This window comes from Burkholderia sp. AU30198 (assembly GCF_020419825.1).
Taxonomy (GTDB): domain Bacteria; phylum Pseudomonadota; class Gammaproteobacteria; order Burkholderiales; family Burkholderiaceae; genus Burkholderia.
This window is the reverse complement of record NZ_JAIZSA010000014.1, coordinates 183933-205446: the sequence shown is the minus strand read 5'-3', so window position 1 is coordinate 205446 and position 21514 is coordinate 183933. Positions and strand designations below refer to the sequence as shown.

Annotated in this window: 20 protein-coding genes; 6 read left to right on the top strand and 14 right to left on the bottom strand. The window is 68.1% G+C overall.

Annotation, left to right across the window (positions count from 1 at the left end):
• Positions 1-98: 98 nt before the first annotated feature.
• Both LGN19_RS27645 and LGN19_RS27640 read right to left on the bottom strand, forming a co-directional pair.
• Positions 99-1661 carry a DHA2 family efflux MFS transporter permease subunit gene (locus LGN19_RS27645; protein ID WP_226218219.1) on the bottom strand — a complete coding sequence of 521 codons (1563 nt, stop codon included), beginning with the start codon at positions 1659-1661 and terminating at the stop codon, positions 99-101.
• A 177-nt stretch (positions 1662-1838) separates the two neighbouring features.
• Complete coding sequence (locus LGN19_RS27640; protein WP_122944034.1) at positions 1839-2330, bottom strand: MarR family winged helix-turn-helix transcriptional regulator; 492 nt, start codon at positions 2328-2330, stop codon at positions 1839-1841.
• Positions 2331-2504: 174 nt separating this feature from the next.
• Here LGN19_RS27640 and LGN19_RS27635 point away from each other — a divergent pair, with 174 nt between their 5' ends.
• On the top strand, positions 2505-2789 hold the full coding sequence (locus LGN19_RS27635; RefSeq protein ID WP_011350474.1) for a multidrug ABC transporter ATPase: 285 nt from the start codon (positions 2505-2507) through the stop codon (positions 2787-2789).
• A gap of 269 nt (positions 2790-3058) precedes the next feature.
• On the top strand, positions 3059-4615 hold the full coding sequence (locus LGN19_RS27630; protein WP_226218216.1) for an efflux transporter outer membrane subunit: 1557 nt from the start codon (positions 3059-3061) through the stop codon (positions 4613-4615).
• 22 nt (positions 4616-4637) lie between these two features.
• Here LGN19_RS27630 and LGN19_RS27625 read toward each other — a convergent pair whose 3' ends face one another.
• Genes LGN19_RS27625 through gspG form a run of 8 tightly spaced genes read right to left on the bottom strand, consistent with a single transcriptional unit; the run spans position 4638 to position 10671 of the window.
• On the bottom strand, positions 4638-5426 hold the full coding sequence (locus LGN19_RS27625) for a type II secretion system protein N (protein WP_122944037.1): 789 nt from the start codon (positions 5424-5426) through the stop codon (positions 4638-4640).
• A gap of 31 nt (positions 5427-5457) precedes the next feature.
• Complete coding sequence (gspM, locus tag LGN19_RS27620; RefSeq protein WP_122946572.1) at positions 5458-5964, bottom strand: type II secretion system protein GspM; 507 nt, start codon at positions 5962-5964, stop codon at positions 5458-5460.
• Positions 5961-7319 carry a type II secretion system protein GspL gene (gene gspL, locus LGN19_RS27615; RefSeq protein WP_226218215.1) on the bottom strand — a complete coding sequence of 453 codons (1359 nt, stop codon included), beginning with the start codon at positions 7317-7319 and terminating at the stop codon, positions 5961-5963. The genes gspM and gspL overlap by 4 nt, the downstream gene beginning before the upstream one ends.
• A gap of 26 nt (positions 7320-7345) precedes the next feature.
• A complete protein-coding gene (gspK, locus tag LGN19_RS27610) occupies positions 7346-8476 on the bottom strand; it encodes a type II secretion system minor pseudopilin GspK (RefSeq protein WP_226218213.1) in 1131 nt (376 codons plus the stop codon).
• 2 nt (positions 8477-8478) lie between these two features.
• On the bottom strand, positions 8479-9138 hold the full coding sequence (locus LGN19_RS27605; RefSeq protein ID WP_413227244.1) for a type II secretion system protein J: 660 nt from the start codon (positions 9136-9138) through the stop codon (positions 8479-8481).
• Between the two features lie 7 nt (positions 9139-9145).
• Positions 9146-9607, bottom strand: a complete 462-nt coding sequence (gene gspI / locus LGN19_RS27600; RefSeq protein ID WP_264173211.1) for a type II secretion system minor pseudopilin GspI — start codon at positions 9605-9607, stop codon at positions 9146-9148.
• Between the two features lie 2 nt (positions 9608-9609).
• A complete protein-coding gene (locus tag LGN19_RS27595) occupies positions 9610-10179 on the bottom strand; it encodes a GspH/FimT family pseudopilin (protein WP_226218208.1) in 570 nt (189 codons plus the stop codon).
• Between the two features lie 39 nt (positions 10180-10218).
• The gene (gene gspG / locus LGN19_RS27590) at positions 10219-10671 is read right to left on the bottom strand and encodes a type II secretion system major pseudopilin GspG (RefSeq protein ID WP_122944042.1); all 453 of its coding nucleotides are present in this window, start codon (positions 10669-10671) and stop codon (positions 10219-10221) included.
• 175 nt (positions 10672-10846) lie between these two features.
• On the opposite strand from gspG, the gene LGN19_RS27585 reads away from it, so the two are divergent.
• Entirely contained in the window at positions 10847-11257 is a 411-nt protein-coding gene (locus tag LGN19_RS27585) for a type II secretion system protein N (RefSeq protein WP_043184833.1), read from the top strand.
• Positions 11258-11292: 35 nt separating this feature from the next.
• Here the strand turns inward: LGN19_RS27585 and gspF are convergent, their stop codons facing one another.
• From gspF to gspD, 3 genes are read right to left on the bottom strand one after another with little or no spacing between them, the layout of a single operon-like run.
• Complete coding sequence (gene gspF / locus LGN19_RS27580) at positions 11293-12510, bottom strand: type II secretion system inner membrane protein GspF (protein ID WP_122944043.1); 1218 nt, start codon at positions 12508-12510, stop codon at positions 11293-11295.
• A 4-nt stretch (positions 12511-12514) separates the two neighbouring features.
• Positions 12515-14014, bottom strand: coding sequence for a type II secretion system ATPase GspE (gene gspE, locus LGN19_RS27575; RefSeq protein ID WP_174960055.1), 1500 nt, complete (start codon positions 14012-14014; stop codon positions 12515-12517).
• Positions 14011-16344, bottom strand: a complete 2334-nt coding sequence (gene gspD, locus LGN19_RS27570; RefSeq protein ID WP_226218205.1) for a type II secretion system secretin GspD — start codon at positions 16342-16344, stop codon at positions 14011-14013. The genes gspE and gspD overlap by 4 nt, the downstream gene beginning before the upstream one ends.
• A 366-nt stretch (positions 16345-16710) precedes the next feature.
• Between gspD and LGN19_RS27565 the strand changes: the two genes are divergently transcribed.
• Together LGN19_RS27565 and LGN19_RS27560 are read left to right on the top strand one after the other, a co-directional pair.
• On the top strand, positions 16711-17160 hold the full coding sequence (locus tag LGN19_RS27565) for a lytic transglycosylase domain-containing protein (RefSeq protein ID WP_122944046.1): 450 nt from the start codon (positions 16711-16713) through the stop codon (positions 17158-17160).
• Positions 17161-17318: 158 nt separating this feature from the next.
• Positions 17319-18632, top strand: coding sequence for a GTP-binding protein (locus tag LGN19_RS27560; RefSeq protein ID WP_226218204.1), 1314 nt, complete (start codon positions 17319-17321; stop codon positions 18630-18632).
• A 118-nt stretch (positions 18633-18750) separates the two neighbouring features.
• On the opposite strand, the gene LGN19_RS27555 is transcribed toward LGN19_RS27560, so the two are convergent.
• On the bottom strand, positions 18751-19029 hold the full coding sequence (locus LGN19_RS27555; RefSeq protein ID WP_006401505.1) for an HU family DNA-binding protein: 279 nt from the start codon (positions 19027-19029) through the stop codon (positions 18751-18753).
• Between the two features lie 388 nt (positions 19030-19417).
• On the opposite strand from LGN19_RS27555, the gene mnmC reads away from it, so the two are divergent.
• Complete coding sequence (gene mnmC, locus LGN19_RS27550) at positions 19418-21364, top strand: bifunctional tRNA (5-methylaminomethyl-2-thiouridine)(34)-methyltransferase MnmD/FAD-dependent 5-carboxymethylaminomethyl-2-thiouridine(34) oxidoreductase MnmC (RefSeq protein WP_226218202.1); 1947 nt, start codon at positions 19418-19420, stop codon at positions 21362-21364.
• The last annotated feature ends 150 nt before the right edge of the window (positions 21365-21514 follow it).

Sequence of the window (21514 nt, the reverse complement as noted above, 5' to 3'; positions counted from 1 at the left end):
TGAACTAAGTTCAAATATCCTGTTAGCTTAGTTCAATCGAGGAAAGCAAGCAAGGCCAGCCCCTCCGCCGAGAGCGCCCGCCGACAGTCATGCCGATTTCAATGCCCCATCGCCGGCCCCGCGCCCTTCCTCGGTTTCGTGACCCACACGAGCAACGCGAGCGCGCCGAACATGAATGCCGACAGCAGGAAGAAGTCGTTGGTCGCCATCATGAAGCCCTGCTGCGTGACGAGCTGGTTGAGCTGCGCATTGGCCGTCTGGCCGACGATGCCGAGCTGCGACAGCGCGCCCTGGTAGTCGGTCGTGCTCTGCGCATACACGCTCACCGATTCCGACAGCCGCGCGTGGTGGTAGATCGCGTCGTTCTCCCAGAACGTCGAGCTCGCCGCGGTGCCGATCGCGCCCGACAGCGTGCGCAGGAAGTTCGACAGCCCCGACGCGCTCGCGAGCCGCTCGTCGGAGATGCTCGACAGCGTGATCGTCGTCATCGGCACGAAGAAGCACGCCACGCCGATCCCCTGCACGAGACGCGGCAGGATCACATGGTTGAACGGCACGTCGAGCGTGAACGTCGAGTTCCAGATCGACACGCCGGCGAACACGATGAACGCGAAGCTCGCGACCATCCGCAGGTCGAGCCGGTGCATGTTGCGGCCGATCAGCGGCGACAGCACGAGCGCGAGCAGCCCGACCGGCGCGGTCGCGAGGCCGGCCTTGCCGGCCGTGTAGCCCATCACCGTCTGCAGCCACAGCGGGAAGATCACGACCGAGCCGAAGAACGCCATGAAGCCGAACGAGATGATCATCGCGCCGAGCGCGAAGTTGCGATCCTTGAACAGCGACAGGTCGACCACCGGCTCCTTCTCGGTCGCCTCCCACACGAGCATGAACGCGAGCGACACGACCGCGATCAGCGCCAGCGCGACGATGAACGTCGAGTTGAACCAGTCGCGATCCTTGCCGAGGTCGAGCATCATCTGCAGGCACGACACGCCGATCACGAGCAGCGCGAGGCCGATCGCGTCGATCCGCTGCTTCGACGTCTTCGTCTCGCGGCCGCGCAGCAGGAAATACGCGCAGGTCGCCGAGAAGATGCCGATCGGCAGGTTGATGTAGAAGATCCACGGCCACGTGTAGTTGTCGCTGATCCAGCCGCCCAGCAACGGGCCGAAGATCGGTGCAACGATCACCGTCATCGCCCATAGCCCGAGCGCGAGCCCGCGCTTCGCGGGCGGGTAGCTGCGCATCAGGATGGTCTGCGACAGCGGCACCATCGGCCCCGACACGAGGCCCTGCAGCAGCCGGAACGCGATCAGCGTCTCGAAGTTGGTCGCGAGGCCGCACAGCGCCGATGCGACCGTGAACGCGAGCACCGACAGCGTGAACAGGCGCACCTCGCCGACCCGCCGCGCGAGCCAGCCGGTGAGCGGCACCGCGATCGCGGACGCGACCGAGTACGACGAGATCACCCAGGTGCCTTCGCTCGTCGCGACGCCGAGGCTGCCCGAGATGGTCGGCACCGCGACGTTCGCGATCGACGTGTCGAGCACTTCCATGAAGGTGCCGAGCGCGAGCCCGACGGTGAGCAGCGCGAGTGCGCCGCCGGACAGCGGCGCGGGCGAAGCGGCGGGTTCGGCGGTGGATGCCGTGGTGGCGGACATCGGAATCTCCTAGACGCGGCGCGCGCGACGCGCCGGCACAACGCACGGGTGTGCGCCGCAGCGCAGCCCGGCCGGGTGGATCGGATAAGGGAAAAAGGGGAGCGCGTGCCCTGTCATCTTCTGCCCAGACAGATAAATAAGCGAATGCTTAACCTAGACATGGGGCCTCCGCGCACATCAGCTGTCCGCTTCGTCGTCGGGTTTCGGGCAACCGGTCGAGCCGGGCCCGTTGGCGATGAAGCGCTGCAGCAGGCCGGTGAGCGTCACGAGCTCGTCAGCCGAGAAACCGTCGAGCTGCGCGTTGAGCGCGGTCGCGATCAGCGACGGCAGCGCCCGGGCGGCTTCGGTGCCGCGTTCGGTCAGCGTCAGCTCGATCATCCGGCGGTCCTGCTCGCTGCGCGAGCGCGCGACCAGCCCCTTGCGTTCGAGCCGGTCGAGCATCCGCGTCATCGAACCGCTGTCGTACGACATCTTGCGGGACAGCTCGAACGGCGTGCGCGCGTAGCCGCGCGACAGCAGCAGGATCACGCCGATCTGCTGCGCGGTGAGGTCGAGCGGCTCGAGCGCACGGTCCATCCGCTCGACGAGCGCCTGCTTCGCCTTCGACAGGTAATAGCCGAGGCTCGTTTCCAGCGCGATGTTCTCGGGATCGTAAAGGCCGCCGGTCATGCGATTGCGCGCGCAGCAATAGTGCGTTTCGGATTTAAACGCGCCCAGTATCTTGAAAATTGATTGCTTAGTCAATATTATTTGAGGCAACCAGTTACGACGTGCATGTTGCACTGCCGGAGACTATGTTCTGACCGATGCGCCCGCGCTGCGGGCACCCCGAGGATGTTCGCGATGCTGTTCCTGAAAAATGCCGCCGGCGCGCTGCGCCGCAACCTGACCGATACCGCTCATCATGCGTTTTCCGGGCCGCACCGCGGCTGGAAGATCGCGCTGTACGTGACGATGCTGGTGGTGCCGGGCGGCTCGCTCGCGGCGCTCGGGTTCGCATGGTTCGATCATCGCCGGCAGCGCAACGCGAAAGACGGCGCTCGCCGCACGGGCCAGCCGGCCGCGACGGAGCCGTCGACATGGCGGTCCGCCGCCGAACCGCTCCCGCTGCCCGCGCGCTGCCACTGACATCGCGCGTCTCCCGCCTTCCTGACTGCTCCGACTGAGCGCCGGCCGCGCCCCGCACGGCCGGCGGCGCACGCCCGTCTTCCCGTCAGCGAGTCGTAATGGCCGGTAAACCGGCCGCTCGCGCCGGTAACACATTCCTGTCGCCGTGCACCGTACCCTTGGGGCTGCGCAGCTTTCCCGCCGTCAGTTACCATTTGTCCGCCAGCGGCACGACGACCGCATCGCGCGACGCCGCTCGCCGGATGTCGCGCCCAGACAGGAAAATCACCATGCCGTACGCCTCCCTCCCGCGCGCCCTTCGCCCGCTGAGCGCCGCCGTCGCCGTCGCGACGGCCGTGCTGCTCGCCGGCTGCGCCGTCGGGCCCGACTATCACCGGCCCGACACGTCGATCCCCGCCGCGTACAAGGAAGCGCCGGCCGGCTGGAAGGTCGCGCAGCCCGCCGACCGCACCGACCGCGGCGCGTGGTGGACGGTCTACAACGATCCGCAGCTCGATGCGCTGATCGGCAGGCTCAACGCGTCGAACCAGACCATCGCGCAATCGGCGGCTGCGTACCGGCAGGCGCGTGCACTCGTCACCGAGGCGCGCGCCGCGTATTTCCCGACCGTCGGCTTCACGGGCTCGGCGACGCGCTCGCGCTCCGCGGTGTCGTCGTCGGCCGCCAGCAGCGGCGTCAGCGGCGGCCCGATCGGCACGAACTACAGCATCGGCCTCGACGCATCGTGGGAGCCCGACCTGTGGGGCAAGGTGAGCCGTACCGTCAGCGCGCAGCGCGCCGGCGAAGCGGCCGCCGCGGCCGATCTCGCGAACGCGCGGCTGTCGCAGCAGGCGTTGCTCGCGCAAACCTATTTCCAGTTGCGCACGTCCGATGCGCTGCAGAAGCTGCTCGACGACACCGTGAAGTCGTACCAGCGGTCGCTGACGCTCACGCAGAACCAGTACGCGCAGGGCGTTGCCGCACGCGCGGACGTGATCCAGGCGCAAACGCAGCTGCAGAGCGCGCAGGCCGCGTCGATCGACAACGGCGTCGCGCGCGCGCAGTACGAGCATGCGATCGCGACGCTGATCGGCGAACCGGCATCGACCTTCTCGCTGCCGCCGAACCCGCTCACGGCCGAGCCGCCGATCACGCCGGTCGACGTGCCGTCCGCGATCCTCGAGCGCCGGCCCGACATCGCCGCGGCCGAGCGCCGTGCGGCGGCCGCGAACGAGCAGATCGGCGTCGCGATCGCCGCGTTCTTCCCGACGCTCACGCTGTCGGCCACCGGCGGCTTCCAGAGCTCGGTGTGGTCGCAGCTGTTCACGCTGCCGGCACGCTTCTGGACGGTCGGCCCGCAGCTCGCGGCCACGCTGTTCGACGCGGGGCTGCGCGCCGCGCAGACCGACGCCGCGCGCGCGACCTACGACCAGGACGTCGCCGCGTACCGCCTCGCGGTGCTCACCGCGTTCCAGGACGTCGAGGACAACCTCGCGTCGCAGCGCATCCTCGCGCAGGAAATCGACGTGCAGCGGCAGGCCGTCGACAGCGCCGAGCATTCGCTCGCGATCGTCACGAACCAGTACAAGGCCGGCACGGTCGCCTACCTGAACGTGCTGACCGCGCAGACCACCGCGTTCACCGCGCAGCAGAAGCTCGCGACGATCGCCGGGCAACGGATGACGTCGTCGGTCGGGCTCGTGAAGGCGCTCGGCGGCGGCTGGAACGTCGCGGAAATGGCGCGCGAGAACGGCGACATGGCGGCGCCTGCACCCGTGCCGGCGTCCGGTGCGGCCGCGCCCGCGGCCAGCGCACCGTCGGTCGCCGCGCCGCTCGCGCAGCAGTAGGAAGGAAAGGGCGACGCGCGCGTCAGCGCTGCGCGTCGCCGAAGATCAACGACACCTCGTTGTTCCCGATCGGGTGGCCGAGCAGGTTCAGCAGCCCCGCGAGGTTCGCCTGCTGCTCGGGCGCCGAATGCGCGGTGCCGCGGAACGATCCCTGGCCCGGGCCGAAGTTGCCGTGGCCGTCGAGGAACAGCGGGCCGTGCGTCGTCGACAGGTCGAGGTCGGCGCCGGCCCCCTTCGCCTGCAGCACCGCGCGGTACGAACCGAGCGGCTTCACGCGCGATACGCGCGAACTCATCGAGTCGATCGTCACCGTCAGCTGGCCGAACGCGTTGTTGCCGATCAGGCGCCAGTCGCTCCAGCCGAGCCGCACGTCGCCCTGCAGGTCGAGCGTGTTGAACGGCGTGCCGAGCCCCGCGAGCAGCGACGCGGGCACGGCCATCGTGCCCGCCGACAGCACCGCGCCGCGCCACGTCGCATCGAGCGTGACCGCATCGGGCATCGCGTCGGTCTGCCGCATGCGCATCTGCACGCGCCCGGTCAGCAGCGGCCAGAAACCCGTGGTCCATTCGACCCGGCCCGGCAGCAGCGTCGCCGCGCTCTGGTCGGCGCCCGGCGCGAGCATCAGCGTGCCCGAGCCATGCCACAGCGACCCGTCGGGATCGACGAGATTCACGTGCCCGCCGGTCGCGCGTGCGAACTGCGGTGCGATCCACGCGGCCGGTGCGAGCGCGACGAGCGTCACCGCCATCGCCAGGCCACCCGCCAGTACCCACGGCAATGCGGTGGCGAGCCGCTTGATCCCCGGCCTCATCGGCCGACCGCCACTTGCGTCATCCACTGCGTCATTTCTGCGTAGACGGTTGCATCACAGCCGTCAGGTCGACCTGGCCGTCGTCCTTCAGCGCAGTCGCATGCGCCTCGCCAACCTGCACCTTGAACTGCCGGCGCGCATCGTCGAGCCACTGCGTCCACGCCGGGAACGACACGTTCTTCATCTGGACCTGCACGCCGTTGCCGACGATCTGCACCTGCGCGCCCTGCAGCCCGTGATCGGACAGCGACGCGGTCAGCGCATCCTTCAGCGCGAGGCCGGTCGGTGCCACACCCTGCGCGGCGGCCGTCAGCGACTTCGCCTCGTTCGCCTGCGCGGTCATCTGCGCCAGCTCGCGGCGCATCGTCGGCAGCTCGCGCTGGATCCGCGCACGGCCTTCCTGGGCAGGCGACCACAGCACCGAATACGCGATCGCAACCGCCAGCACGGTGCCGCCCCAGCCGAGCAGCATCTTTTCGCGCTGGGTGCGCTCGCCCCAGAACTGGGCCAGCGTCTGGTTCAGTTGTTCGGTCTTCATGAGCGGCTCCGGATCGTCCATTTGCCCGTGTTGCTGTCGACTTCGCCGGACAGTCCGTTACGCGCGAGGCGCTGCGTGAAATCGGGATCGACCTTGACCTCCGGCTTGAAGCCGACGTCGAGCTTCCGGTCGTGATAGTCGAGCGACGCGATGCCGTTCAGCGGCAGCGCGCCCATCGAGCGCGACAGCCCGCTCGACAGCGCGAGGAAATCGTTCGGCGACAGCTCGCCGGCCGCCAGGCGCAACTGGTCAAGCTGGCGTTGCATCTGCGCGGGCGGATCGAGCACCGTCGTCGTCTTCGGGAACGCGGACAGCAGCGTCTCGGTGATCTGCGCGGACAGCGCATCGCGCTCGCGCGACAGCTTCCACCAGTGCAGGTTCATCCCGATCACCGCCACGCCAAGCGTCGCCGCAACGAGGGCGAGCGGCACGCGCAGGCGCTTCACCGTCGCGCGGTCGAAGCGCCACGGCTGCGATTCGAATTCGAACTGGCACAGGTCGAGCTTCTCGGTCAGCGCGCGCCGTGCGAACGCGTCGAACGACAGCGGCGCGGCGCCCGACAGCAACGGGCCGTCGGCACGGCCGACCGACGCGAGCCGCGGCTCCGCGCCCGGTTCGCCGAGTTCGTACAGTTCGACGTCGCCGCCACCCGCGAGCGCGGCAAGCGTACCGGCCGCGCGCGACGCCGGCGCCGCGAAGCCTTCGCCGAGCGCGCCGCGCGCGACCGCGAGTTCGAGGCGCGGTGCACCGCCCGCAGCCGGCTGCGCGCCAGCCTCGACCAGCGCCGGTTCGACCGATGCCGCGAGGCCGAGCACCGCGGCTACCGTCGCCGGGCGGGCCGGCGGCGCCTCGACGGCGTCGGCGGCAACCGCGGCGGCATCGACTTCGCTGTCGGCCGGTGCGGCGGACGCGTGCGGCACCGGCAGGCAGCGGGTCGCGGGCACGGCGCTCAGGTGCCGGTGGCCGGCCGCCGTGAACGCCTCGCAGATCGTACGGAACCACGCGCGATCGACGACGGCCAGCACGCGGCGCCCGTCGGGCAGCGCGTCCGGATCGAGCGCAATATGGCAGCCGAGCGGATCCTGGATCAGCTGATCCTCGACGATGTTGGGCAGCGCCTGGCGCAGCTTCGGTCCCTTCAGCGGCGGCACGGTCGCGGCCAGCAGCAGCACGTCGCGCGCGGCGACGATCAGCACCGTCGCGTTCGCGCGCGGCAGCAGCGCGAGCGCGGTACGGCCGGCGCGTTGCACATGGCCGGCCTTGTCGACGAGCGTGAACGGCAGCTCGGGCCACTGCCATTCCTGCAACGGCACGGCAGGCTCGCGCGGCGGCAAAGAAACAATCAACGTGCTCACAAGAGCTCCTCTCCCGATTGGCGTCGTTATAGCTGGTCGCGGATGCGCACGACCCGTGTCGAGTGCGTGGTCGGATCACGATACACGAGCGAGGTGCGATCGACCTCCGCGCGATCGTGCTGGATCCGGCCATGCACGATGAAATAGCTCGAATTGACGTCGACGACGCTCGCGTCGAGCGTCACGTTCGGTGCACCGGCGCCGCGCAGCGCGAGCTGCACGTCGCCGACGTTGCGGAAAAACACGGTCTCGCGGCGCGACACGAGCGCCTGCGCGGACGACACGCTCATCCCCGGCATCAGCGCCGCGATCACCTCGGCCGGCGCGGTATTCATGTTCACGGGCGTCGTGGTCGGCAGCACGGTGACGAACGGGCGCAGCCGCGCGACCATCTCGGGCGTCACGCCCTCGACGTCGAGCAGGCTGTCGACGCCCGTCATCATCAGCGGCGCGGGCCCGCGGTCGCCGCCCGTCATGCCGGGATCGTCGGTGAAGCCGCCGCCGCCTTGCTGATCAGACGCCACCGGCGCGGTGACCGGCGGTGCCGTGCCGGCACCCGGCAGCGTGGGCATCTGGAAACGCGTCGCCGAATTCAGCAGGCTCGCGCGCACCTGCAGCGCAATGCGCTTCGCGAACGCACCGTCGTAGCCGAGCGTCGTCAGCAGGCGCTGGAATGCCTGGACCTGCATGACGTTCAACTGCAGCACGCCGGGCGCCGGCGACGCCACCAGGTTGCGCAGGTTGAACTTCGCCTGCGCGTCCTCGATCGAGCCGGAGATATAGGTGTCTTCGCCGCCGGTGTCGTTGGGCGCGCCGATCCGGCCGAGGAAATCCGACAACTTGGTCTTTGCGATCGGTACGCCCCAGATGCCGCCGAGATACGTGATGCCGGGTGCCGTGTCGCCTTCGGAGCGCAGGATCATCCGCGTCCAGTCGAGCGCGCCGCGTGCGACCCACTGCGCCTGCGCGAGCATGCGCTGATTCTCGATGCGGCGGATCTGCACCTGCTGGCGCCACAGCATCCCCGAGACCAGGATCGCCGACAGCGCGACGACGAGCAGCGCGGTGATGATCGCCGCGCCGCGCTGGCGGCCGCGTGCCGGTGCGCGACCGGCGGCACGGGCGACAAGCCATGAGCTGTGAGGGCGCGCGCGCATCGTCATTCCCCGACGAGGAAGATGCGCGTGACCGGCACGCGCAGCGACGTCGCGCCGATGCTGACCTGCAGCCCCGTCACCGCGCGCGCAGGCGGCGCGTTGCCGAGCTGCGGCACCTTGAGCGCATCGTTGTTCTGCGCGAGCGCGTCGTTGGCCGTCTGCAGGTTGGTAGTCCAGCCCACGCGCGGCACGTACAGCTTCGCGTCGATCGCACCGACGCCGCCCATCAGCGCGACCCAGCTCCAGCCTTCGACGCCGCTGTCCTTCAGCACGCTGCGCAACCGGTTCGCGTCGTCGATCGGCGGCGACGCATAGCGCACGACGCGCCCGCCGGCGATCCGGTAGCGGACCACCTGCAGCCGCGGCGCAGCGCCCGGCACTTCGAGTTCGCGGACGATCTGCAGCGTATTGCCGGCGACGCCGATCGCCGGCTGGCCGGCCTCGTCGTCGGTCGCGGCGAGCCGCGCGTCGATGCGCATCTGGTCGAACATTTGCGCGAACACGCGCTCGTCTTCCATCGCGGCCGCAACCTTGTCGCGTCCGCGCATGATCTGGTCGAGCCCGCGCCACGCGAGGATCGCGACCACCGCGAGGATCGCGATCGCGATCATCAGCTCGATCAGCGTGAAGCCGCGGGCGGGGCGGGCGAGCGGGCGGCGCATCGGCGCGTCAGAGCGGACGGCTGGTTTCATTCGCGACCACCGTCACCATCTGTGCGAGCACGCCGGTGTGCCCGGGCATGCTCACCGAAATCCGGACGCGCCGGAACACGGGGTTCGGCGTCGTGCTCACGCGCTGCGTGCAGACGAGCTGCACGTTGCCTTGCGAGCAGTCGAAGCTCTGCTCGCCGATCTCCGGCCACGCATGCGTGAGGCGCATCTGCGCGAGCGCGTTGTCGGCGCTCCAGCCGGCGAGCAGCCGGTGATGAAGATCGGACGCGTTGTTCGCCATCGTGCCGACTGCGCGGATCGACGCGGCGAGCGCGACCGCGATGATCGCGAGCGCGACCAGCACTTCGATCATCGTGAAACCGCGCGCGCCGGAGGAAGTACTCCCGGGGTGGGCCGCAGAAAGCCCCCTCGAGGAAGGGCGGCGCGATGAAGCAACGGGGAAGGGCAGGCGACGACGCATCGTCATTGCACCTCGTAGCGGCCGTTGCCGGTGCCGACGATCGTCGCGCTTCCGACGGCAGAATGCAGCGTCACGCGCACCGGCGTGTCGATGCTCTCGATGCCGAACACGACACGATTCGCGTGCGTGTCCGACCCCGGATAGTCGATGTCGGCGCCCGTGACGCCACCGTCCCAGTCACGCGGGCGCAGCAAGTCGTCACGCAGCGTGCGCCAGCCGTCGGGCGAGCTCACGTCGAACCGGAAGCCGTGCGCGGTCGGCTGCCACGCGATCGGCCGGGCACGCACCTGCGCTTCGTCGCCGGCGGTCTCGAACAGCAGCGCGATGCGCTGCGCTTCCTCGCGCAGATCGGTGCGAGGATTGCGCGTGAGCGACAGCGACGCGAGCGACACGAGCAGCCCGGCGATCACCAGCACCACCAGCATTTCGAGCAGCGTGAAGCCGCGTGCGCGATCACGCCGCACACCGTGCGACGCCCGCCCGCCGTCGGCACGCGCCGGTACGGACGCAGCCGCGCCGCGACGCGAACGGCAAGCGCGGCCGCAGCGGGAGGTCGTGCGAATGGCGAGCATGAAGAACGGGAACGATGCGTCGGGACGGTCAGTGAAGGCTTATTGCCACGAACCGATGTCGGAATCGTTGCCTTCGCCGCCTTCCTTGCCGTCGGCGCCGTAGCTGAACACGTCGATCTCGCCGTGTACGCCCGGGTTCAGGTACTTGTAGCCGTTGCCCCACGGATCGTTCGGCAGGCGCTCGAGATAGCCGCCGTCCTTCCAGTTGTTCGGGATCGGATCGGTGGACGGCTTCTGGATCAGCGCGTTCAGGCCCTGCTCCTGGGTCGGGTAGCGGCCATTGTCGAGACGGTACAGCTTGAGCCCCTGCATGATCGTGCCGATGTCCTGCTTCGCGGCGATGCGGCGCGCTTCGTCCGGGCGGCTCATGATCTTCGGCACGATCAGTGCCGCCAGGATCCCGAGGATCGCGACCACCACCATGATCTCGATCAGCGTGAAACCGCGCTGACGACGCACGGCCGCGTTGCGGCGAGTGATCCACGTTTGCATGACTGACTACCTCTTTCCAAAAAATGTCGTTGGTTGCGTGACGCGCCCGACACATCGGACGATTGCCTGACGGCAACCTTCCGAACCCGCAGGCGCGGAGCACGCATTGTAAGGCGCGCATTGCCGAGGGCTTTCACCCAACGCAAATTTCATATACATCCGTACAATAGCGCGCATGAACGCGCTCTCGATCCGGATCCTCTCCCTAGCCCTCTTCGCGGGTTTGTGCGCGACGGCCACCTACTGGGTCGTCACGCTGTCGGCTCGCGAAGCGCCGCTGCCCGCCGCCGCCGCGCGGCTGCCGATCCGCACCGAGGACGCCGCGGCGCTCTTCGGCGGTCAGCTCGACAAGAATCCCGTGCAGGACATCCACCTGTTCGGCATCCTCGCGCTCGACCACGGCGGTGCCGCGATCGTCGGCGTCGGCGGCGAACCGCCGCGTGCCGTGTCGCTTGGCGCGGACGTCACGTCCGGCGCGAAGCTCGCCGAAGTCCGCCCCCGCTCGATCATCGTCGAGCGCAACGGCGCCCGCACCGAAGTCCAGCTGCCCGCCAACACGCCGTCCCCGGCGATCTACATGCGCTGAAGCAGAAGGCGACGGCCCGACCAACGGTCAGGCCGTCACTGCACCATGTTGTTCAGCTCGATGATCGGCAGCATCACGGCCAGCACGATCACGAGCACGATGCCGCCCATCGCCAGGATCAGCAGCGGCTCCAGCAGGCTCGTCAGGAACATCGTGCGACGCTCGAGCTCGCGCGCTTCGCCTTCGGCCGCGCGATCGAGCATCGTCGTCACGTCGCCCGTCGCTTCACCGGAACGGATCAGGTGCACGAGCACCGGCGGAAACGTCTTCACGTTGTTCAGCGCGCGCGACAGCGCGGAGCCTTCGCGCACGCGCACGATCGCGTCGTCGATGTTCGCGCGCATCGCGCGGTTCGACAGCGTCTCGCCGGCCGCCTGCAGCGCGCGCAGGATCGGCACGCCCGCCGCGGTGAGGATGCCGAGCGTGCTCGCGAAGCGCACCGTGTTGTAGCCGCGCACGAGCTTGCCCGCGAGCGGCGCGGTCAGCACCCAGCGGTCGAACGCGAGACGCGGCCCGTCGCGCGACAGCGTCGACTTCACGAACCACACGATCAGCACGACCGCGATCAGGATCGCCCACCACCAGTGCCGCACGAAATCCGACAGCGCCATCATCACGATCGTCAGCATGGGCAGCTGCTGTTTCGTGCTCGCGAACACGTTGACGACCTGCGGCACGACGTAGCTCAGCAGGAACGTGACGATACCGAATGCGATCAGCGTGACGATCCCCGGATACGTGAACGCCAGCAGGATCTTCTGCTTCAGCGCGTTGCTCTGCTCGATGTAGTCGGCGAGGCGCGACAGCACGATGCCGAGCTTGCCGGTGTGCTCGCCCGCCGCGACGAGCGCGCGGTAGATTTCCGGGAAGTCGCGCGGATGCTGGCCCAGCGCATTCGCGAGCGAATGGCCGCCGAGCACCTCGGCGCGGATCGCGGCCATCAGTTCGCGGATGTAGTCACGCTCGGCCTGCTCGGTCAGCACGCCGAGTGCTTCGTCGAGCGGCAGCCCCGCGATCAGGAGGCTCGCGAGCTGGCGCGTGAGGATCGCCTGTTCGCGCTGCGACAGCTTGCGGCCGAACGCGAGCCGCTGCGACCGCGCGCCGCGCGTCGCACTGGCGGCCGGCTCGACGACGAGCGGCGTAAGGCCCTGCGTGCGCAGCTGGCCGCGCGCGGCACGCGCGCTGTCGGCATCGATGACGCCTTTCTGCGCGCGTCCCGCCGAATCGATTGCTTCGAAACGGAATGCCGGCATCGCGCTATGCGCCTCCCGTCACGCGCAGCACTTCCTCGAGCGACGTCGCGCCCGACGCGAGCCAGCGCTCGGCGTCGTCGCGCAGCGTGCGCATCCCTTCCGCACGGCCGGCGGCGAGAATCTCGGCATCGGCCGCATTGCGGTGGATCAGCGAGCGGATCGACTCGTCGACCAGCAGCAGTTCGTATACACCGCGCCGGCCCGAATAACCCGAATGCCCGCACTTGTCGCAGCCGACCGGATGCCACACGGTGCGGCCTTCTTCCTGGCGTTCTTCCTTGCAGACGGGGCAGAGCTGCCGCACGAGCCGCTGCGCGAGCACGCCGAGCAGCGACGACGCGAGCAGGTAGGGCTCGACGCCCATGTCGGTCAGACGCGTGACGGCCGATGCCGCATCGTTCGTGTGCAGCGTCGCGAGCACGAGGTGGCCCGTCAGCGATGCCTGCACCGCGATCTGCGCGGTTTCGAGGTCGCGGATTTCGCCGATCATGATCACGTCCGGATCCTGGCGCAGGATCGAGCGCAGCGCGCGGGCAAAGGTCATCCCGATCCGCTCGTTCACCTGCGTCTGGCCGATGCCGCCGAGATCGTATTCGATCGGATCCTCGACGGTCATGATGTTGGTCGTCGCGGTTTCGAGCCGCGACATCGACGCATACAGCGTGGTCGTCTTGCCCGAACCGGTCGGGCCCGTGACGAGCACGATGCCGTGCGGGCGTGCGATCAGCTTGTCGAACTGGCCGAGCGTGTCGCGGCCCATCCCGAGCGCTTCGAGGTTCAGCCGCGCCGCATCCTTTTCCAGCAGACGCAGCACCGCTCGCTCGCCGTGCCCGGTCGGCAGCGTCGACACGCGCACGTCGACCGGCCGGCCGCCGACGCGCAGCGTGATGCGGCCGTCCTGCGGCAGGCGCTTCTCCGCGATGTCGAGCTGCGCCATGATCTTGATCCGCGAGATCAGCGCACCGTGCAGCGCCTTCTTCGGCCGCACGACGTCACGCAACGTGCCGTCGACGCGAAAGCGCACGACCGATGCGTTCTCGAACGGCTCGATGTGGATGTCCGATGCCTGTTCGCGCGCCGCTTGCGTGAGCAACGCGTTGATCATCCGGATGATCGGCGCATCGTCTTCCGATTCGAGCAGATCCTCGACCTCGGGGATGTCCTGCATCAGCCGCGACAGGTCGACTTCGCCTTCGACCTCGCCGACCACCTGCGCGGCGCTGCCGTCCTGGCGTGCGTACGCATGGTTGATCGCCTGCGCGAGCTCGTCGGCCGGCACGCGGTGCACGGAGATCGAGCCGAAGTTGCGCGCGATCTCCGCGAGCGCGGCGTCGCTCGTGCGTTCGCTGATCCACACCTCGAGCGTGTCGTCGAGCTGGTGCGCGATCAGCACCTGGCCGCTCTTCGCGAAGCCGTACGGCAGCAGGCGCGCGGCGAGCGGCGACGGCGGCTGCCGTTCGCCCGGCGCGCCGTCGTGGGCGGAAGAGGCGAGCACGTCGCTCACTGCGACGCTCCCGGCGTGGCCGTCAGCGGCTGTTGCGGCACCGCCTGCTGCGGCACGCTCTGCGGCTGCGCGGGCGTCGCCTCCGGCAACGGCTGCGCCGGAACCGGCACCACCTGGCGCTGCAGCTGCTGGCGACGCATCTTGTCGAGATCGAACAGGTTGCCCGCGGCCGTGCCGCCCTGGCTCGGGCCGATCGGCATCGGCGGGACGACCGGATCGTCCTTGTCCCGGATCACGTTGTTGTCCGACTTATACGCACCCGTCACGCCCTGGATGTAGTCGTAGCGGTTAGACGTGACTTCCTGCGCGGTGCTGCGATCGGAGATGATCACCGGGCGCAGGAACACCATCAGGTTGGTTTTCGCGCGGATCTTCGATTCGGAACGGAACAGCTGGCCGATCCACGGGATATCGCCGAGCAGCGGCACCTTGCTGTTCGACACCTGGTAGTTGTCCTGCATCAAGCCGCCGAGCACGATGATCTCGCCGTTGTCCGCGAGAATCGTCGACTGGATCGAGCGCTTTGTGAAGGTCGGGCCGGTCTGCGCGCTCGTGGTACCCGCGACGACCGCCGAATCCTCGGTGTAGAGCTGCAGCTTGAGGATCCCGCCGTCGGTAATCTGCGGCTTCACGTGCAGCGTCAGGCCGACGTCGCGACGGTCATAGGTATTGAATGCACTGTTCGTATTGCCGCTCGTCAGGTTCGAATACGAACCGGTCGCGATCGGCACGTTCTGGCCGACGACGATCTTCGCTTCCTCGTTGTCGAGCGTGATCAGGTTCGGCGTCGACAGCACGTTCGCGTCGCTCACGCCCGCGAAATACTGCAGCAGCGCACCGAGCCCCTGCACGCCGAACATGTTGTGCAGCCAGCCGACGTTGAGGCCCTGGCTCAGGCCCGCGATATTCGCGGCCAGACCGGCGGTGGCGGCCGTGCCGCCCGTCGTCAGGTTGATGATGCTGTTGCCCAGACCGGTGCCGGCCGTGGGTGCCAGGTTCGTGCCGCCGAGGAACTGGCCGCTCGCCACCTGCCACTGGATGCCGAGGTTGCCCTGCGTGTTCGAGTTCAGCTCGACGATCAGCGCTTCGATATAGACCTGCGCACGCCGTGCGTCGAGCTGGTCGATCACCGAGCGCAGGTTCCGGTAGACCGGATCCGACGCGGTGATGATCAGCGAGTTGGTCGCCGCATCCGCCTGGATCATCCCGCCGGGCTGGTTGTCGTCGCCCTTGTCCTTGTCGCCACCGAGCAGGCCGCCGCTGCCGAGCCCGCCACCGCCGGACGAGCCGCCGTACGACGACGATGAGGACGACGAGCCGCCGAGGCCGCCCGACGGCAGCGGCGGGGTGCCGGACGTGCCGGTCGAGAAGTTGCCGCTCGACGACGAGCCGCCGTTCTGGTTGAAGCTGTTCGCATCGTTGGACGACGCCGACGAGCCGCTGTCGTTGCCGCTGCCCTTGCCGAGCATGCCGCGCAGCGTCTTCGCGAGCTTCACCGCATCAGCGTTGCGCAGCGCCACGACGTGCATGTTGCCGGGCACCGCGCTCGGCGCGTCGAGCTGCTGCACGAGGCGCTTCGCGGCCGCAAGACGCGACGCGCTCGAGGCGCGCAGCATCAGCGAGTTGGTGCGCGGGTCGGCCGTGACCGACACCTTCAGCGTCGCGTCGCTGTTGCCGATCGCGCCCGGGTCGAGCATTTTCTGCAGCTGCGCGGCCAGGTCGATCGCGTTCGCGTTGCGCAGCGGCACGACCTGAACCTGCGCGCCCGCGGCACTGTCCACGCCCGCGATGATCTGCGCGATGCGCCGCACGTTGTCCGCGTAGTCGGTCACGACGATCGTGTTGTTCGCCGGGTAGGCCGTCACCGTGTTGTTCGGCGAAATCAGCGGCCGCAGCACGGGCAGCAGGTTGTTCGCCGATTCATTGTGCAGCTCGAACACCTGCGTGATCACCTGGTCGCCGCGCGCCTGCGGCGCATTGCCGACGTAGGTCGGCACGCCCTGCAGCTTCGCGTCGGCTTCGGGCACGACCTTCAGCACGCCGTGATCCTGCACGAGCGCGAAGCCCTGCATGCGCAGCGCCGACTGCAGCGTCTTCAGCGCCTGGTCTTCCGGCACCGGCCGTTCGGCCACGAGGTTGAGCTGCCCCTTCACGCGAGGGTCGACGATGATGGTCTTGCCGGTTGCGGCGCCGATCGCCTTGGCGACCTGGTCGATATCCGCATTCACGAAGTTGAGCGTGACCTGAGCGTAGGCGGCCTGCGAGACGATGATGCCGGCGACGATCAGAGTCGTGGCGACACGCCGCATAACGAAGCGATTTCTTGTCATGGATGAATGGGTCGATGCCGGCTCAGGCCACTTCCGGCGGTAGTGCTGGGATCCAAGTCCGAAAGAGGCGACATTAGCAGTTTTTCATGTCCGAAATATCACATTGATCCGAGGACTGTCTCACATACGACATGTATCCGGCGATCCGTATGCAATATGTAAGCATTGGCGCTATTCTCGGCATGCCGGCCATCGCCCCCGTTCACGATGAACCGACACGGAAATGCGGTATAACCGGGCTGCCGTATTCCTGTATGTCGCAAGCTGACGGACTGTCGGTATGATACGGGCGGCACGATTCTCGTCGCACGAATAACACGCACGGGTTTTCCCGACCCTCACGCATTTTCTTGTCGATTCCGCACCATGAACAGACGGTTCGTTTCGATCGCGTTGATCGCCGCCGGCGTGTGTTTCGCCAGCGCGAACGCTCGCGCGGACTGTTTCGACGAAGCCGCTAAATATCAGCAGGTCAATCCGCTGATCCTGCGCGCGATCGCGTGGCAGGAGTCGCGTAACCGGCCCAGCGCGCTGAACAAGAATACGAACGGCTCGGTCGACTACGGCCTGATGCAGATCAATTCGATCCACCTGCCCACGCTGTCGCGCTACGGAATCGGCCGCGACACGCTGATGGAGCCGTGCAAGAACGTCTACATCGCCGCGTGGCATCTCAAGCAGAAGATGAACCGCTACGGCAACACGTGGCAGGCCGTCGGCGCCTATCATTCTGAAACACCGTCGCTGCGCGACAAATATGCGCGGCAAATCGCCGGCATCCTCGCGCAATGGAAGCTGTTGCCGCCCGTGCAGTGACCTCGCGCCGCGCCGTGGCCTGACGCCGTACCGGCCGGCCGGCGCGCGTTTGATGCACAATGCGGGCTCACGCCGCCATTTCGCCCGTCCGCGGGCCGATCGTGCCCCGGAAGGGCGCCGCGGCCGCTTTTTCAATTTTTCCGTTGGTGCATATCGCTATGAATCCGGCAATGAACCAGCCGTTGCCCGTCACCGTGCTGTCCGGCTTCCTCGGCGCCGGCAAGACCACGCTGCTCAACCACGTCCTCTCGAACCGCGCGGGCCTGAAAGTCGCCGTGATCGTCAACGATCTCGCGTCGGTCAATATCGACGCCTCGCTCGTGCGCGACGCGCAGGCGCTGTCGCATGTCGAGGAACGCCTCGTCGAGATGTCGAACGGCTGCATCTGCTGCACGCTGCGCGACGACCTGCTCGTCGAGATCCGCACGCTCGCGTCCGAAGGGCGCTTCGACGCGATCATGATCGAATCGACCGGTATCGCGGAGCCGATGCCGATCGCCGAAACCTTCACGTTCGTCGACGACGACGGCACGTCGCTGTCGGCCGTCGCGCGGCTCGACACGCTCGTCACCGTGGTCGACGCGTTCAACTTCCTGCGCGACTACGGCTCGGATGACGCGCTCGCGACGCGCGGCCTCGCCGCCTCGGAAGAGGACGACCGCACGCTCGTCGAGCTGCTGATCGAACAGATCGAGTTCTGCGACGTGCTGGTGATCAACAAGGCCGACCTCGTCGACGCCGACGCGCTCGCCCACCTGCAGCACATCTTCGCGCGACTCAATCCGCGCGCGCACCAGGTCGTGTCGACGTTCGGCAACGTGCCGCTCGACGAAGTGCTGAACACGGGCCGCTTCGATTTCGACGAGGCCGCGAATGCGCCGGGCTGGCTTGCGTCGCTCGATCACGATCACACGCATTGCGACGACCCGGACTGCCATGACGAACATCATGCGCACGTGCACGGCGAAGCCGACGAATTCGGGATCGGCAATTTTGTTTACCGTGCGCGCCGGCCGTTTCATCCGGCACGACTCTGGGCGCTGCTGCACCAGGAGTGGCCGGGCGTGCTGCGCAGCAAGGGCTTCTTCTGGCTCGCGACGCGCAGCGACATCGCGGGTTCGCTGTCGCAGGCGGGCGGCGTATGCCGGCATGGCCCGGCGGGTCTCTGGTGGGCTGCGCAGGATCGCGCGGAATGGCCGGACGACGACGAGCTGCTCGGTGAAATCCGCGCCGAATGGCACGGCGATCTCGACGATCGCGCAGTGGGCGATCGCCGGCAGGAACTCGTGATGATCGGCATCGCGCTCGACGCGGATGCATGGCGCGCGAAGCTCGACGCATGCCTGCTGACCGACGCGGAATTTGCGCTCGGCGCGGCGGGATGGCACGCGTTCGACGATCCGTTCCCGGCGTGGGATATCGATTCGCACGACGACGACGATCACGGCAACACGCAGATCGTGCATGCGTAACGCGTCGTAAAAACAACCGTTAAATCTTGCAAGAGGGTAGCGGACTGTGGCAAAAATGCCGCGCGCACCCAACAAAAAACCCGCCGAAAGGCGGGTTTTTCTTGGAACAGGCGCTGGATTAACGCTTGTTGACGGCGTCCTTGAACGCCTTGCCAGCCGTGAACTTGACCGTCTTGGCTGCCGGGATCTTGATGGTTTCGCCGGTCTTCGGGTTGCGGCCCGTACGTGCTGCGCGCTTGCCCGAACCGAAGCTGCCGAAGCCGATCAGCTGAACCGCATCACCCTTCGACACGGCCTTCTTGATGACTTCGAGCAGCGTGTCCAGCGTTTCGCCGGTTTGAGCCTTGCTGGCGCCCGTTTGGGCGGCGACGGCGTCGATCAGTTCCTGTTTGTTCATTAAGGTTCCTTTATCAGGTTAGGTTGACACGAACAGCGCGAACGCGCCGATTATACGTGCGCGAACCGTGCCGTCGAGAGTCAGACTCCGACGACACAGCGCCGAATCCTGGCCCGCGCGACGCGCCTTCCGGTTAGCCGGTGGCCACCCCGCGGTACGGCGTTGCTATGATAGCGCAGCGCAAACCCAATAACGACAAGGGTTTCAAAGATTTTCATCGGTATTTCGCCGAATGAATCATCGACTGCCCGTTTTTTGACCAGCGCCAACCGGACAGGATACGCAGCGCGGTCCGCCCATGCGCCGCCCCGTTGGCATTTTCCAACGACCGGTCGGACGGCTCCGCGCAATCCCTTGCCAGGCTTGGCTGCCACGTTTTTTGTTTCGCATGACCGACCGACTTGTTCCCGCCACGCTCGCACTTCGCGACGACGGCACGCTCGTCTCGCCCGAGTTCGGCGACCTCCATCGCGGCGCGTCAGGTGCGCTTGCGCATCGCGTGTTCGTCGCGGGCAACGCGCTGCCGGCACGCTGGCAGGGCCGCCGCACGTTCACGATCGTGGCGACCGGATTCGGCGCGGGCGGCAGCTTCCTCGCGGCCTGGGCCGCGTGGCGCGACGATCCCGCGCGCTGCGAGCGGCTGCATTTTGTCGCAGTCGAACCGCATCCGTTCTCGCGCGACGACCTGCGCCGCGCCGCTTCACATATAGTTGCGGACACAACTATATCGGCAGATGTCGATGCACTTGCCGACGCGTGGCCGATGCTTGTACCCGGTCTGCACCGGCTCGAATTCGACGAAGGGCGCGTGGTGCTCACGCTCGCGTTCGGCGACACCGTCGACATGCTGGGGAAGATCGTCGCGCGCGCGGACGCGTTCTGCGTCGACGGCTTCGCGTCATCGCGCGACGCGGATCTCCGCTCGACCGACGTGGTCCGCGCGCTCTCGAAAATCGCCGGCGAACACGCCACGTTTGCAGCGCATGCGAATTCCGATGTGTTGAAACACGCACTCGGCAAAGCGGGTTTCACGTATCGCGAGGTCGACGCTCTGCTCGTCGGCGAATATGCGCCGCGCTGGCGCGCGCGCCGGCACGAGCCGCCGCTTGCACTGCCCGTTGCGACGCGCCGCGCGATCGTGATCGGTGCGGGCCTGGCGGGTTGCGCGGTCGTCGAACGCCTGGCCGCGCGCGGCTGGGAAGTCACGCTGATCGAGCGGCACGACCGGATCGCGAGCGAAGCGTCGGGCAATCCGGCGGGCGTTTTCCATCCGCTGATGACACGCGACGACAACGTCGCGAGCCGGCTCACGCGCGGTGGCTTCCTGCACGCGATCGCACGCTGGCGCGCACTCGAACGCGCGGGCCATGCATTCGCGCGCAGCACGCACGGGATGATCCATCTCGCGGAATCGGCCGACGATTTCGCACGGATGCGCGACGCATTCGATACATTCGGCGCGCCGTCCGACTATGTATCGCTGCTCGACGTCGATGGCGCGCGCGCGCATCTGAACCTGCCGGTCGCGCAGGGCGGCCTGCTGTTTCCGCACGGCGGCGCCGTCTGGCCGGCAGGCCTTTGCGCGGCTCAATACGCGGCGGCCGGCGAGCACGTGCGCTTGCTCGCGTCCACCGGCGTGGCAAAACTCGAACGGCGGGGCGACGCCTGGCATGCACTCGACGAGGCGGGCGGCACGCTGGCCGAAGCGCCCGTCGTCGTGCTCGCGAACGCCGGCGACGCCGCGCGTCTCGCCGGGCTGCAGCACGTCGCGCTGCAACCGGTGCGCGGCCAGCTCACGTTGCTGCCACCCGGCAGCACGGCACCGCTGCCGTGCCCGACGATCGGCGACGGTTACGCGGTGCCGCTCGACGACGGCACGCTGCTGATCGGCGCAACGTTCGAACCCGACGACGTCGATCCCGCGATGCGCGCGGCCGGCCACCTCGAAAACCTCGAGCGCGTGCGGCATCTGCTGCCGGGCCTGATCGGCGACCTGCCGGATCCCGACACACTGCGCGGCCGCGTTGCGTTCCGCTGGGTCGTCGGCGACCGTCTGCCGCTGCTCGGCCCGCTCGCCGACGAAGCGGGCGCCGTCGCCAACGCGCGCGCGCTGAGCGGCGCGCAGGCACGCGACCTGCCGCGCCTGCCCGGACTCTATGGCGCATTCGGTTTCGGCTCGCGCGGCCTCGTATGGGCCGCACTCGGCGCCGAGCTGATCGCGTCGCAACTCGAAGGCGAGCCGTGGCCGCTCGAACGCGAACTCGCCGATGCCGTCGATCCCGCCCGTTTCCTGATCCGCGCGTTGCGCGCACGCCGCGTCGGCCAGGCCGGCTGACCGCTCACCCGAGCCGCTCACAGTTTCCCGACTTTTTCGCGCAAGGTTATCCACTCGACACTGTGGATAACCGCGCGGAATCCGCACGCACTTCGTGTGCAATCACAGTGGACGTAAACTGGGCAACTCGGCACAGCTGTGAGACGGCCC